12 protein-coding genes and 1 tRNA gene are annotated in these 13,143 nt (G+C 68.7%); 9 read left to right on the top strand and 4 right to left on the bottom strand.

Features of this window, described 5'->3' with window-relative positions:
• Positions 1-7: 7 nt before the first annotated feature.
• The gene (locus G4D83_RS02575; protein ID WP_163862303.1) at positions 8-556 is read left to right on the top strand and encodes a hypothetical protein; all 549 of its coding nucleotides are present in this window, start codon (positions 8-10) and stop codon (positions 554-556) included.
• Positions 553-1,170: a tRNA-uridine aminocarboxypropyltransferase gene (locus G4D83_RS02570; protein WP_163862300.1), complete on the top strand. Its 618-nt coding sequence runs from the start codon at positions 553-555 to the stop codon at positions 1,168-1,170. The genes G4D83_RS02575 and G4D83_RS02570 overlap by 4 nt, the downstream gene beginning before the upstream one ends.
• 7 nt (positions 1,171-1,177) lie before the next feature.
• On the opposite strand, the gene G4D83_RS02565 is transcribed toward G4D83_RS02570, so the two are convergent.
• Together G4D83_RS02565 and G4D83_RS02560 are read right to left on the bottom strand one after the other, a co-directional pair.
• Positions 1,178-2,620 carry a protein-disulfide reductase DsbD family protein gene (locus G4D83_RS02565; RefSeq protein ID WP_163862297.1) on the bottom strand — a complete coding sequence of 481 codons (1,443 nt, stop codon included), beginning with the start codon at positions 2,618-2,620 and terminating at the stop codon, positions 1,178-1,180.
• Between the two features lie 63 nt (positions 2,621-2,683).
• Positions 2,684-4,525 (bottom strand): SPFH domain-containing protein, encoded by a 1,842-nt coding sequence (locus G4D83_RS02560; RefSeq protein ID WP_163862294.1) that lies wholly within the window; start codon positions 4,523-4,525, stop codon positions 2,684-2,686.
• 373 nt (positions 4,526-4,898) lie between these two features.
• Here G4D83_RS02560 and G4D83_RS02555 point away from each other — a divergent pair, with 373 nt between their 5' ends.
• The 7 genes from G4D83_RS02555 to G4D83_RS02525 all read left to right on the top strand — a co-directional run bounded on the left by G4D83_RS02555 (position 4,899) and on the right by G4D83_RS02525 (position 10,264).
• Positions 4,899-6,260 carry an IscS subfamily cysteine desulfurase gene (locus G4D83_RS02555; protein ID WP_240356130.1) on the top strand — a complete coding sequence of 454 codons (1,362 nt, stop codon included), beginning with the start codon at positions 4,899-4,901 and terminating at the stop codon, positions 6,258-6,260.
• Positions 6,261-6,358: 98 nt separating this feature from the next.
• Complete coding sequence (gene iscU, locus G4D83_RS02550) at positions 6,359-6,760, top strand: Fe-S cluster assembly scaffold IscU (RefSeq protein ID WP_141644221.1); 402 nt, start codon at positions 6,359-6,361, stop codon at positions 6,758-6,760.
• Positions 6,761-6,804: 44 nt separating this feature from the next.
• Positions 6,805-7,206, top strand: coding sequence for a HesB/IscA family protein (locus tag G4D83_RS02545; protein WP_163862288.1), 402 nt, complete (start codon positions 6,805-6,807; stop codon positions 7,204-7,206).
• A 112-nt stretch (positions 7,207-7,318) separates the two neighbouring features.
• Positions 7,319-7,876, top strand: coding sequence for a Fe-S protein assembly co-chaperone HscB (gene hscB / locus G4D83_RS02540; RefSeq protein WP_163862285.1), 558 nt, complete (start codon positions 7,319-7,321; stop codon positions 7,874-7,876).
• Positions 7,873-9,717, top strand: coding sequence for a Fe-S protein assembly chaperone HscA (hscA, locus tag G4D83_RS02535; protein ID WP_163862283.1), 1,845 nt, complete (start codon positions 7,873-7,875; stop codon positions 9,715-9,717). The genes hscB and hscA overlap by 4 nt, the downstream gene beginning before the upstream one ends.
• Position 9,718: 1 nt before the next feature.
• Positions 9,719-10,096, top strand: coding sequence for a 2Fe-2S iron-sulfur cluster-binding protein (locus G4D83_RS02530; RefSeq protein ID WP_163862280.1), 378 nt, complete (start codon positions 9,719-9,721; stop codon positions 10,094-10,096).
• Positions 10,097-10,180: 84 nt separating this feature from the next.
• Positions 10,181-10,264 (top strand) — tRNA-Leu (locus tag G4D83_RS02525).
• A gap of 81 nt (positions 10,265-10,345) precedes the next feature.
• On the opposite strand, the gene G4D83_RS02520 is transcribed toward G4D83_RS02525, so the two are convergent.
• Positions 10,346-11,398 carry a lysylphosphatidylglycerol synthase transmembrane domain-containing protein gene (locus G4D83_RS02520; RefSeq protein ID WP_240356129.1) on the bottom strand — a complete coding sequence of 351 codons (1,053 nt, stop codon included), beginning with the start codon at positions 11,396-11,398 and terminating at the stop codon, positions 10,346-10,348.
• A gap of 59 nt (positions 11,399-11,457) precedes the next feature.
• Positions 11,458-13,011 carry an alkaline phosphatase family protein gene (locus G4D83_RS02515; RefSeq protein WP_163862782.1) on the bottom strand — a complete coding sequence of 518 codons (1,554 nt, stop codon included), beginning with the start codon at positions 13,009-13,011 and terminating at the stop codon, positions 11,458-11,460.
• Positions 13,012-13,143 lie beyond the last annotated feature (132 nt).

Here is a 13,143-nt window from a genome sequence, read left to right as displayed (position 1 = left end):
TATGCCCATGGAAACCGCAGCAGACAGCCGTGAGTATCGCGTCCTCTTCTTCTGTCCCGCGTCCAACGCGCGACTGGAGCGGCTGGAGGCACCCGTGCGGCGATTGCTGTCACGCATCCAGGCGCCCCCCGCGGAGCTGACGCCCATCCAGGAGTCGGGCGCGCTCACCGAAGCGGGTTGGCAGGTGTATCTGGTGCGCTCCCTCACCGAGCGCTCCGCGGCCCAGGCCATGGCCGCGTACGTGAGCGAGGCGACGTGCGCGCTCGCGGCCGAGGTCGACGCGGAGGTGCTGGGCCTCTACGTGGACGTGTCGGGTGACTCGGCGCGCATCTGCCGCTGTGGGCCGGAGGACGGGCCGGAGACCTTCGCGGGCCGACGACAGGCGGCGCTCAACCGCACGGCCGAGTGGTTGGAGGTGGCGCCCATCCTCCTGTCGGCCATCTTCCAGCTTGACGTGCCGGACGCGGACTACGAGCCTGACGCGGACGACCGCTACGTCGAGGAGAAGCTTCGTGAGGCGCGCGTGCTGATGGAGCGATACCGTCAGGGGAAATGAGGTCTCGAACTCCGGAGGACCTCGCGGGTCGCTGTCCGCGCTGTTTTCTGCCCACCCTGTTGTGCCTGTGCGCCGAACTGCCCGTCGTCTCCACGCGCACCGAGCTGCTCATCATCCGTCACCACAAGGAGACGCTGAAGTCGACGAACACGGCGCGCATGGCCGCGCTCGCGATGCCTCGGTGTCGCATCGTCTCGTATGGCTCGCCGGCCGAGCGCTTCGATGTGTCGACGCTCGAGGACGACGGCGCCACCTGGCTCTTGTTCCCCACGACGCAGCAGGCGCCCGCGCCAGATGCCGCGCTCCCGAAGCGACTCATCGTCCTGGACGGGAGCTGGGGTCAGGCGAAGCGCATGGTGCAGCGGGTGCCCGCGCTGCGCCGGCTGCCGAGCCTGATGCTGGCACCGCCGCCCCCGGACTCACGCAGGCTGCGCAGGCCCCCGCATCCGGATGGAATGTCCACGCTGGAGGCCATCGCCGGCGCGTTCGCGCACCTGGAAGGCGAGGACGTGGCGAGGCCTCTCTACGCGCTGCATGAGCTGATGATCGACCGCGTGCTCGCGAGCAGGGGGCGAGGGCCAGGCCCATTGTGCGACGAGGACGACGGGGACTGAACGCCGCTCAGCAGGACGCGCCGTCGGTGCAGCGCGCCTTGCGCATCTCCGCGGCGAACGGCGTGGGCTCCAGGAAGCCGGTGATGCGCGGGCGCGTGAGCACCTTGCCGTCCGGCGCCACGAAGGCCACCGTCGGCAGGCCCTCGACACCGAAGCGCTCCATCAGCGCGTCGAGCGCGTCTTCGCTGTTCGTCGCGTCAATCTTGATGTTGAGGAACTGCCCTTCCGACGACTGCGAGATGACCTCGGGCGCCGGATACGTCTCGCGGTCCAGTTCCTTGCAGGCCGCGCACCAGTCCGCGAAGAAGTCGATGAGCACCGGGCGCCCTTCCGTCTTCGCCTGGGCCAGCACCTTCTCGAACGCATCCGCGGAGAATGTCGCCTGCTTGGCGGGCATCACGTGGTGCCACTGCCACGACGGCGCGCGCGGCGGCTCGGCCACGCCCAGGCGCACCCACAGCTCGCCCACCGGGCCCGCGTCCAGCGCGCCACCGCGAATCACCAGCGCCACCACCACCAGCGCCACGCCGAACGCCTTGAACGAGAACTCCCGCGCGCCCTCCTTGAAGGAGCGGTGCACCGCGCCCACCAGCACGCCCACCACCGCCAGCACCGAGGCCACCACCGCGCCCGGCACCCGGCCCAGCTCCGCGCCCAGCAGCTTCACCACACCGCGCGCCCACGGAGACGCGTCCTTCAGGTAGCTGAAGGCCAGCGCGACGAGGACGATGCCCAGCACGCTCTTCACCCACTCCATCCACACGCCGCTCTTGGGCAGGCGCACCGTGGACACGCCGAGGATGAAGAACGGAACGCCGATGCCCAGCGCGTAGATGAACAGCAGCGAGGCGCCCAGCGTCGTGTTCGCCGTCTTCGCCACGAAGGCCAACAGGCCCGTCAGCACCGGCCCCGTGCACGGCGCCGCGAGGAACCCGGACACGCTGCCCATCAGGAACGCGCCCGCCACACCCGCGCCACCCACGGAGTTCAGCCGCGTCTGGAGGCTCGACGGCAGCGCCAGCTCGAAGGCGCCGAACATGGACGAGGCGAGCAGCAACAGGAACACCGCCAGCCCCGTCACCACCGCCGGGTGCCCCAACATCGAGCCGAAGGCCTGCCCCGTCTTCGCCGCGAGGATGCCCAGCGCGCTGAACACCACCCCCATGCCGACGATGTAGGACGTGGTGAGCAGGAGCGCCTTGCCCCGGCTCTCCGCCTTGCGGGCCCCGAAGACGGACACCGTAATCGGGATGAGCGGGTAGACGCAGGGCGTCAGCGCGGTGAGCAAGCCGCCGCCGAAGACGACGGCCGCGCCCACGAAGAGGTTGCCCGATTCGAGGAAACGCGCCGCGTCGAGCTCCGTGCTGGGCCCGGTGGGCAACAGCCAGGGCACCACGGCCACCGCCACGCCGGCCAGCAAGGCCATCAATCCCAGCTTCTTGGCATTCATGCGCGCTTCACTCCGTCTTCCCCAAAGGGGCCTGCCTTGTATACGCAGGCCCCGGTCAGCGGGCTACTGCGCCGTGGGGGTAAGCGAGGAGACAGGCACCTTCAAGCCCGCGGAGCGCGCCAGCCCCATGACCCCCTCCACCGCCGCGGCGATGTAACCAAAGGGATTTGCTCCATCCACCGCCGTGACGTGGACTTCACCCATCTTCTGCTGGAAGGCCGCCGCCACCTGAGGCAACTGCTGCGCGAGCGTCATCTGGATGACCTCCGGACTGATGGTGTTCTCGATGTCGCGCATCGCGCGGGCCCGAGCCAGCTCCAGCTCCTGCCGCGCGTTCTCCCGGCGCACCTCCAACTCCGCGATGGACACCTCCGCCTCGGCGATGGAGCGCCGGGACTGCACCACCTGGAGCTGGGCCTTGAGCTTCTCCACTTCTTGAATCTGCTCGGCCAGCTGGCCCTCGTGACGCGCCGCTGTCTGCTCCTGCTCGCGGCGCAGACGCTCCAGCTCCATCTGAGCGCGGGCCGTCGCCTGGTCCTCCTCACGGCGAAGGCGCTCCAGCTCCATCTGCGCCCGGGCGTGCTCCGCCTCCTGCTCGCGCTGCAGGCGCACCAGTTCGAATTTCGCCTGCGCGGCCTCGGCCTCCTGCGCCAGCTTCTGCTTCTCCAGCTCCAGCTTCGCGCGGCCCACGTCCGCGTCCTGCTCTTGCTTGAGCTTCTCCAGGGCGATGCGCGCGCGCGTCACCTCGATTTCCTGCTCGCGCGCCAGCTTCTCCATGTCCACCTGCGCGCGGCTCGTCGCCAGCGCGCGCTCGGAGACAATCTTCGCCTCCGACAGCCGCGCCTCGGCGTTGAGCGTCTCCAGCTTGGCCTGCTCGTCGGAGACCTGCTTCTTCTGACGGACCTCCTGCTCGGCGGCCAGCTTGGTGAGCGCCACCTCGCGCTCCACCGTGACCTGCTCCTGCTTCAGCGTGCGCTCCTGGGCCAGCTTCGCCTCGGCCACGCGCGCGGCCACGGCCAGCGTCTCCAACTGGGATTGCTCGTCCGCGGTCTGCTTGCGCTGGCGGACCTCGTCTTCGGCCTCCAGGCGCTGGAGGTTCAGCTGTCGCTCGGCCTCGGTCTCCTCGCGGTGGACGAAGCGCTCCTTGGCCAGCTCCGCCTCGCGCGCCTGCCGCTCCTGCTCGCGGCGGAAGCGCGCCTGCATGTTCTCGAAGACGGTGGACGACAGGACGCGCACGTCCTGGATTTCAATCGTGTCCAGCAGCACGCCCCAGCCCGCGTCCACCGAGTCTTCCAGGCGCCCCTTCCCCGAGAGCACCGGCGCGATTTCACGCATCAGCTCCGTGGCGATGCCCTCCTTGCGCCGCGACAGGCACTCCTCCACGGAGAGGTTGGCGACGAGGCGCCGCGCCGCGCCCACGAACATCTCCCGCAAGAGCTCCGCCAGCTTCTCCTGCGCCCGCTCCGGGAAGGAGAAGTTGAGCATGCGGAAGGCCACCAGCGGATCCGCGATGCGGTACACCGCGAGGCCCGTCACCTGCACGCCCACCTTCTCGCTCGTCACCTGGTCCGCGGTGAACTGGAGCCGTTGGATGCTGGTGGGCACAATCGCCACCGAGTCTCCGGGCCACTTGAAGCAGCTGGCGCCCTGACCGCTGACATCGCGTACGCGGCCCCGGCGCATGTGGACGAGGAACTCGCTGGGCCGCGCGGTGATGAGGCCCCAGCGCTTCATCTTCTCCGGATCCTCCGCCGGCTTCCCCGCGCGCCAGCCGTCCGAGTAGCGGTTGCGCTCCATCCCCCCGCCAGAGCCACCCTCCACCCGGACCAGTTGCGTCCGGCCGGGCTCCGTGGACTCCACCTGCTGCTCCCTCGACCGGGCCGTCTGCTTCGCGTTCGCGCTCATGCCTGCCTCCTGATGGACCCACCCAGGTTGCAGCCCCCCAGCCAGCGCGGACCCCACGGGAATTCAGACGCTTACAGGCGATAGTAGCCCGGGTGCCGCGCCATTTCGGGGCACTCCGCTCCAGGATGGCCCACCGGGGAGTGATCCACCCTGGCCCAGCCGTTCCACCGCCGACATCCCCTCCACTCGGCCAGTCCCGGCAGGTCTCTCGTCCGCCTTATGTTCGCTTGACCCGAGGGCACCCGATTTTATAATTGACCAGTCCGGTCCACATTCATGTGTGACGGTGTATGCCCGCCGCAGCGCGCCCCCTGGGTGGCGCCGGGGTGCGGGGGCAGCAGTAAGCCCCTTCAGGAAGGTGTGGGAAGCGATGCTGAAGCTGCCGATCTACATGGACAACCACGCCACCACGCCGCTGGACCCGCGTGTGCTGGAAGTGATGCTCCCGTATCTGCGCGAGGACTTCGGCAACGCGTCCAGCCGCAACCACGTGTTCGGCTGGAAGGCCGAAGCCGCGGTGAAGAAGGCCCGCCAGCAGGTGGCCGAGCTCATCGGCGCGACAGACCAGGAGATTGTCTTCACCTCCGGCGCCACCGAGTCCGACAACCTCGCCATCAAAGGCGTCGTCGAGTACTACAAGTCGAAGGGTGACCACATCATCACCCTGAAGACCGAGCACAAGGCCATCCTGGACACCTGCAAGCGCCTGGAGCGCGTGCGCCAGGAGCGCCTGGACGAGCTGAAGCTCCTGCGCCTGGGACAGCTGGCCGAGCGCGACGTGTCGCCCGAGGAAGTGGCGGAGCTGGCCGCGAAGCATGATGTGGAGAACGACGCGACGTACAAGAAGTGGGCGGAGATGCCCACTGGCGGCGCGCGCGTGACGTATCTGGACGTGGAGCAGGACGGCCGGGTGAACCTGGAGAAGCTCGAGGAGGCGATGACGCCGAAGACGGTGCTCGTCTCCATCATGTTCGCCAACAACGAGATTGGCGTGGTGCAGCCCATCGCGGAGATTGGGGCGCTGTGCCGCAAGAAGGGCGTCCTCTTCCACTGCGACGCGGTGCAGGGCATTGGCAAGGTGCCCTTCGACGTGGAGGCGATGAAGGTCGACCTCGCGTCCATCACCTCGCACAAGATGTACGGCCCCAAGGGCATCGGCGCGCTGTACGTGCGCCGCAAGCCGCGCGTGCGCATCGCCCCCCTCATCGACGGTGGCGGCCATGAGCGCGGCATGCGCTCCGGCACGCTCAACGTCGCGGCCATCGTCGGCTTCGGCCACGCGGCGCAGCTGGCCCGCGAGGAGCTGGCCGACGAAGCCGCCCGCATCCTCCGCCTGCGCGAGAAGCTCCGGAAGGGGCTCACCGACGCGCTGGACATGACGGTGCTCAACGGCTCGCTGGAGCACCGGCTGCCGGGCAACCTCAACATCTCCTTCGCCCACGCGGAGGGCGAGTCCCTGATGATGGGCATCAAGGACGTCGCGGTGTCGTCAGGCTCCGCGTGCACGTCCGCCTCGCTGGAGCCGTCCTACGTGCTGCGCGCGCTGGGCGTGGACGAGGAGCTGGCCCACAGCTCCATCCGCTTCGGCCTGGGCCGCTTCACCACCGAAGAGGAGGTCGACTTCGTCGTCAACCTGGTCGTGGACAAGGTCCGCAAGCTGCGCGACATGAGCCCCCTGTACGAGATGGCCAAGGAAGGCATCGACCTCAAGAGCATCGAGTGGACGGCGCATTAGCGCGTCTTTCCAGGCAATCAGCGGGGCGCATGGCCCCTCGACCGGTGGGCATTGCTCCCCGGAACCTTTGGTGAGAAGCATCCGTTGAAGGAGTTGGCATGGCTTACAGCGACAAGGTCATCGACCACTACGAGAACCCCCGCAACGTCGGGACGATGGACAAGGAAGACCCGAACGTGGGCACGGGCCTCGTGGGGGCTCCCGCGTGCGGCGACGTGATGCGCCTTCAGCTCAAGATTTCCGACGATGGGCTCATCGAGGACGCGCGCTTCAAGACGTTCGGTTGCGGGTCGGCCATCGCCTCCTCATCGCTCGTCACCGAGTGGGTGAAGGGCAAGACGGTGGACCAGGCGATGACCATCTCCAACAAGGACGTGGCCCGGGAGCTGTCGCTGCCGCCGGTGAAGATCCACTGCTCGGTCCTCGCCGAGGACGCCATCAAGGCGGCCATCGAGGACTTCAAGAAGAAGCGCGCCGCTCGCAAGGCCCAGGCATCCTAAGGGCTGTAGGTGCGGCGAACTTCACGACTCCAGGAGGCGAAACCATGAGCGACCAGGCAACCCAGCAGATGACGCAGAGCCCGGTGCCTGGCCCCGCGCCCGTGGCCAAGGCCGCCCCCAAGGGCATCGTCGTGGCGGACAGCGCGGTGGCTCGGTTGAAGGAGCTGCTGGAGCAGCGCCAGACGCCCGACGCCGGCCTGCGGCTGGCCGTGAAGGGTGGCGGGTGCTCGGGCCTCCAGTACTCCATGGAGTGGTCCGAGAAGTCCCGCGAGCGCGACAAGATTTTCGAGCGGGACGGCGTGCGCGTCTTCGTGGATCCGAAGAGCTACCTGTACCTCATCGGCACGGAGCTGGTGTTCGAGCAGACGCTCATGGCCTCCGGCTTCAAGCTGAACAACCCCAACATCAAGGCCGCTTGCGGCTGCGGAGAGAGCTTCTCCGTCTGAGTGGGGACAGTCCCCGTCCCTTCCCTTCTGGAAGGGACACCGTCACGCGGGGTCCGGCCAGCCGCCGGGCCCCTTTCGTTTGTCCGCCCCACACCCCCATGGAGCACACCGAGTGAGGACCCACTTCGACGTCTTCGGGCTGCCGCGCGCCTATGACGTGGACGTGCCCGCGCTGGAGAAGCAGTACCGCGAGCTTTCGCTCCAGCTCCATCCAGACCGCGTGGCCCAGGCCGATGCGCGCGAGCGCCTCAAGGCCCTGGAGGCGACGACGGCCCTCAACGAGGCCTTCAAGACGCTGAAGGACCCGGTGCGCCGCGCCTTCTACCTCCTGAAGTTGCACGGGGTGGACCTGGACCGCGAGGACGCGGGCGCGCAGAAGGACATGCCCCTGGAGTTCCTCGAGGAGGTCATGGAGCTGCGCGAGGCGCTCGACGGGGCCATGGAGAAGAAGGACCTCGCCCGCGTGCAGGCCATGGGCGGCCAGGTGCAGGGAAGGCGCAAGGCGGCGCTCGACGAGGCGGCCGGTGTCCTGAGGGCGCTGGAAGGTGGGGGGCCAGCGGAGGAAGCGCCGGCCCAGGTGAGAAAGGCATCGCACGCGCTGGGGCGGGTGCGCTACTTCACGCGCTTCCTCGAGCAGGTGGACGCGTTCGAGGAGGAAAGTCTGTCGTGAGCAATAACGGCTACCTGCAGATCCACGACCCGCTGAAGCCCAAGGGGCAGGCGGTGGGCATCGACCTGGGCACCACACACTCACTCGTCGCGGCGGTGGCGCAGGGCAAGCCCCGCTGCGTCCCGGTGGACGAGGGCGACTCGCTGCTGCTCCCCTCCGTCGTGCACTACGGCAAGGACGGCGGCGTGCTCGTGGGCGTGCGCGCCCGTGCGCTGGCTGGCGAGCACCCCACCGACACCATCGCCTCCGTGAAGCGCTACATGGGGCGAGGCCCCGACGACGCGGAGACGCGCAAGCTTTCGCACTACAAGTTCGTGCCCGGCGCCAACGTGGTGCGCTTCGACGTGGCCGGCGGCAACCCGGTGACGCCCATCGAGGTCTCGGGCGAAATCCTGCGCGCGCTGAAGCGCCGCGCGGAGGCCCACTTCTCCATGAAGGTGGAGCAGGCCGTCATCACCGTGCCGGCGTACTTCGACGACGCCCAGCGCCAGGCCACCAAGGACGCAGGGCGGCTCGCGGGTCTGGAAGTGCTGCGCCTGCTCAACGAGCCGACGGCGGCGGCGCTCGCCTACGGGCTCGACAAGGGCAGCCAGGGCACCTTCGCCGTCTACGACCTGGGCGGCGGCACGTTCGACATCTCCATCCTCAAGCTGGTGGATGGCGTGTTCGAGGTGAAGTCCACCGGCGGCGACTCCGCGCTGGGCGGCGACGACTTCGACCGGGCGATTGCGTCACAAGTCTTCCAGGCGCTCGGCATCACCGAGCCCTCCCCTTCCCTCGTGGCCCAGACGCTGGCGGCCTCGCGCGAGGCGAAGGAGGCCCTCACCGACGCGCCCGAGGCGACCGTCACCGTGGGCGGCCAGTCGCACACCGTGAAGCGCGCGGACTTCGACGCCTGGATTCAGCCGCTGGTGAACAAGACGGGCCTCGTGTGCCGTCGGGCACTGAAGGACGCGGGCGTGGTGGCTGGGGAGCTGGACGGCGTCATCCTCGTCGGAGGCTCCACGCGCGTGCCCGCGGTGCGGCGCTTCGTGGCGGAGGTGTTCGGCCGCGAGCCGCTGGGCGACATCGACCCGGACCAGGTGGTGGCGCTGGGCGCCGCGGTGCAGGCGGACCTGCTCACCAACACGGACCGTCAGGACGAGGTGCTGCTGCTGGACGTGATTCCGCTGTCGCTCGGGTTGGAGACGATGGGCGGAATCACGGAGAAGTTGATTCAGCGCAACTCCACCATCCCCACGGCGGCGGCGCAGGTGTTCACCACGTTCAAGGACGGCCAAACAGGCCTGGACGTGCACGTGCTGCAGGGCGAGCGCGAGCTGGTGGAGGACAACCGCAGCCTCGCGCGCTTCACCCTCTCCGGCATCCCTCCGCTGGCGGCGGGCATGGCGCGAGTGGAGGTGCGCTTCCAGGTGGACGCGGACGGCATCCTCTCCGTCTCCGCGAAGGAGCAGAGCACCGGCGCGGCGCAGTCCATCACCGTCAAGCCGAGCCACGGCCTCACCGAAGAGGAGATCGAGCGGATGCTGCTCGACTCCATCGAGTACGCCGAGGACGACATCCAGGCCCGTCAGCTGCGCGAGCAGCGCGTGGACGCCGAGCGTGTGCTGGCCGAAGCGGACCGGCAGTTGCGCGAGCATGGTGCGCTGCTGGAGGGCGACGAGAAGGCCACCATCGACGCGGCGCTCGCGAAGGTGCGCGAGACGGCCCAGGGCAAGGACTACCTGAAGCTGAAGGAGGCCGTGCACGCACTGGACGAGACGTGCCGCCCCTTCATCGAGCGGGTGATGAACCAGGCCATCACCCAGGTGGTGGCTGGCCAGTCGGTGGAGGACTACTGACGTGCCCAAGGTGACTTTCAAGAGCCCCCTGGCCGAGGTCAGCGTGGACGTGCCCCCGGGGACCATCCTCCTGGACGCGGCCGAGCAGAGCGGTGCCCAGGTGGGCCATAGCTGTGGCGGTGTCTGCGGCTGCTCCACCTGTCACATCTGGGTGCGCAAGGGGCTCGACTCGCTGAGCGAGCAAACGGACGCGGAGGCGGACCGCCTGGACATGGGGTTCGACGTGCGTCCGTACTCGCGGTTGAGCTGCCAGACGGAGGTCAGCCAGGAGGACGTCACGGTGGAGATCACCGAGGAGTCCCTCACCGCGTTCATGGACGAGAACCCCGTCATCCGCCGCGCCCTGGAGTCCGAGGGGAAATGGCCGCTGAAGAAGTGAGGTTGTTACGTAGTTCTTGACGGCGCGGGGCAGGACTTCTATATGTCCGCCCCATCGCAGCAACGCCGCGACGAAGAACCACCTGCCCAGGTGGTGGAATTGGTAGACACACTAGATTCAGGGTCTAGCGCCTGCAAGGGCATGGAGGTTCGAGTCCTCTCCTGGGCACAAAGTTGAGAAGGGGTCCTGGTTTCAAACCAGGGCCCCTTTTCGCTTTTCAGGGCTGCGATTGTCCCCACTCTCACGTCCTCATGGTGGCGCCGGCTCCACGGACTCGTGGGCCACGTGGCTCGCGGCCTCGCGCGCCAGACTGCCGCCCTTGCGCAAGTCGCGGATTCGAATCTTCCGGACGTAGACGGAGATGGCCCCCACTCCCGCCTGACTCAGCACCGTCCCCAGGTGGGTGAGCGTGGCGAAGGCCGCCGCATCCTCGGCGCTGGCTCCCAGGCTGCGGGCCGCCCAGCTGGTGACGAAGTAGTAGATGCCCATGCCGGCCGGGACACCCGGGAGCGCCTGTCCCAGGGAGATGGCCCCCAGCACCACGGCGCCCGCGAAGAGCCCCCCTTCGACTCCGATGCCGTGCAGCGCCAGTCCGTAGGCCAGCGCGGACGCCATCACCGGGCCCACCGAGAAGAAGAGCACCTTGCCCATGCCCCGGAAGGAGCGCGCGGAGCCCAGCCCGTCGCTGACGTGGTGGAGGAAACCCTCCAGGCGCGGGAAGCGGTGCCGGCGGTGCAGCCAGTTCGCCAGCGGCGCGGACCAGTGGGCCAGCAGCACGACGAGGGCGACGAGCCCCACGCACAGGGACACCGCCACCTTGAGCTGCCCCTGGAAGCGGGAGAGCGTGGCACCGAAGGGCCCCAGCAGGGAGAGCGTCACCAGCAACATCAGCGCGGCGAACTCCATCAGCTTGCAGACGCCGACGGTGCCCAGGCAGCGCAGGAAGGGGATGCGCTCGGTGCGCGACAGGAGGAACGAGCGGAGGATGTCGCCCAGCTTCCCCGGCAGCGCGTTGTGGACGAAGGCGCCGATGGCGACCAGGTGGTAGCGCTCGCGAAAGGGCACGCGCTTGCGCAGCGTGCTCTGCCACTGCACCGCGCGCAGCGGGATGATGGAGCCCTGGAGCAGCACGAAGGGCAGCAGCCACACGAGGTGGCCGGGCAAATCCCTCAGGAAGTCCCCCAGCGGGAAGCGCGGCACGAGCAGCGGCCCCGTGCCTTGAAGGTTCCACCGGAAGAAGGCCGTGGAGAGCAGGACGACGGACAGCGCCAGCCCCACCACGGCGAGCAGCACCTTGGGCAGGCTCACGCCGCGCGCCGAAGGTCGGGGCCACGAGCCCCTGATGCGAGGTGGCTCGGGCGTCACTGGACCCACCGCAGTTTGAGTGCGGGCTCCAGATAGGCCTCCGCGAGCAGTTCGTGAAGGTCCGCGCAGTGGCCCAGTCCGGACAGGTCCACGGGCGCGTCGGCGGGCCAGCACACCAGGCTGTTGGCCTCCGTGCGCGTCAGTCCGCCGTGCGAGCCGAACTCCCAGGCGAAGCCCACCGTGCCACCTCGTTTCACCGCCTCACCGAAGAGGACCAGGTCTCCCGCGGTCTTCATCGCCGGCAGGCCCTTGAGGAAGTCCGCCACCGCGCGGCGGCTGTACTCGGGAGCCAGGGGCGCTCGCTCGATGTCCTCCGGGCCGTACACACCCCCGCGCACCACGGCCACCGCGGAGTTTCCCCGGCGCATCGCGACGATGCCGATGTCCGCGCTCCGCGTGGCGCGCGCCAGGACTTCCGGGTGACGCGCCAGCACCGTGCGCGCCTCCAGCGGCTCGCGCGCGCCGGAGAGATAGACATGGGCGAAGTTGCCGCACTCGATGATGACGGGCTTGAACGGCTCGCGCGCCACGGTGTCCACCTCCGGGAGCGGACGTCCCTCGCACAGGCCACGCGCCACGTCGTCGGACAGCGGGACACGCGCACCCTGCAAGAGCATGGACTCCAGACGCCCCCCCTGACGCTGCTCCAGCGGAAGGCTGTCCACATGGCCGTGGTCCGAGAGGATGACGACGTCGTATGGCCGCTCCACCGAGCGCGACATCGCATAGAGCTCCGCGAGGTACGTGTCCACGCGGTGCAGCTCCGTCAGCGCCAGCTCCGAGCGCGGCCCGCGACGATGGGCCACCTCATCGTAGTTGCCGTAGACGAGGTAGATGGCGGGAACGCCGCGCACCATGTCCACCAGCGCCTTGGTGTGCGCGAAGCTCCAGCCCAGGCGCTGGAGGAACACGCGGCTGAGCAGGAAGGACTGCTCGTGGCGCCAGTCGTGGAGTGAATGGCCCCAGTGGGCCACCTCGCGCGCTGAGTGCCAGGTGTCCATTCCGAACGAGCGAAGGAAGTCCCAGGTGCCCCGCGTGCGGCCCGCGGCCAGTCCCATCATCTCGTAGGAGAACGAGCGCGACATCAGCTTGAAGCTGCCCAGCGTGCTCATACTCCACGCGTTGTCCGCGCCCGCTCGAAACAGCGAGAAGTACCCGTGGCCACCGCCGTCCAGCAGGCTGTCGCGCCCCGCGCCTCGCAGCCGTTGATCGACGAGCAGTGCGTCCGAGGGCACGCTCATCTTCACCTCGCGGCCCAGCTCCCGGTCGTACCAGGAGTAGGCAGGCAGGTTCGATTCGCGCATGCCGTACAGCAGGCCCGCCTGGAAGTAGGGCGTGGAAGTGGGCGCGCCCCAGAAGGCGTCATCCAAATGAAACGAACCCGAGCGGATGAGTCGTGAGAAGAACGGCATCTTCCCGGCGACAATCGCCTCATCCAGAAGGGCCTTTGGTACTCCGTCTAAGTGGACAATCAGGAGGTTCCGACGTCGGTGCGCCGCTGCCGGCGGAACTTTCGCGCGAATGCGACGCGCAAGCCCGTGGGCCCACATCCATGAAGCTGGGGTAATGACACCACTCACGTTGACGCCTCCCCTCCCCCGGCAGGCAAAATGAGCACTTGGGGGGACGGCCGCCTTCAGCCGAAGGCAGCTCTCCTGGAAAGCAGGCGGGCAGGTAGCGCC

The sequence above is a fragment of the Myxococcus eversor genome (assembly GCF_010894455.1).
Lineage (GTDB): Bacteria > Myxococcota > Myxococcia > Myxococcales > Myxococcaceae > Myxococcus > Myxococcus eversor.
The sequence above is the reverse complement of the archived record's forward strand: the minus strand, read 5'-3'. Positions and strand labels throughout refer to the sequence as shown.

Bases quoted from the DNA above. Each gene is read 5' to 3' on its own strand.
- G4D83_RS02570 (WP_163862300.1), top strand. From the start codon at position 553: ATGAGGTCTCGAACTCCGGAGGACCTCGCGGGTCGCTGTCCGCGCTGT.
- iscU (WP_141644221.1), top strand. From the start codon at position 6,359: ATGGCTTACAGCGACAAGGTCATCGACCACTACGAGAACCCCCGCAAC.
- G4D83_RS02545 (WP_163862288.1), top strand. From the start codon at position 6,805: ATGAGCGACCAGGCAACCCAGCAGATGACGCAGAGCCCGGTGCCTGGC.
- G4D83_RS02565 (WP_163862297.1), bottom strand. From the start codon at position 2,620: ATGAATGCCAAGAAGCTGGGATTGATGGCCTTGCTGGCCGGCGTGGCG.
- G4D83_RS02515 (WP_163862782.1), bottom strand. From the start codon at position 13,011: ATGTGGGCCCACGGGCTTGCGCGTCGCATTCGCGCGAAAGTTCCGCCG.
- G4D83_RS02575 (WP_163862303.1), top strand. From the start codon at position 8: ATGGAAACCGCAGCAGACAGCCGTGAGTATCGCGTCCTCTTCTTCTGT.
- G4D83_RS02560 (WP_163862294.1), bottom strand. From the start codon at position 4,525: ATGAGCGCGAACGCGAAGCAGACGGCCCGGTCGAGGGAGCAGCAGGTG.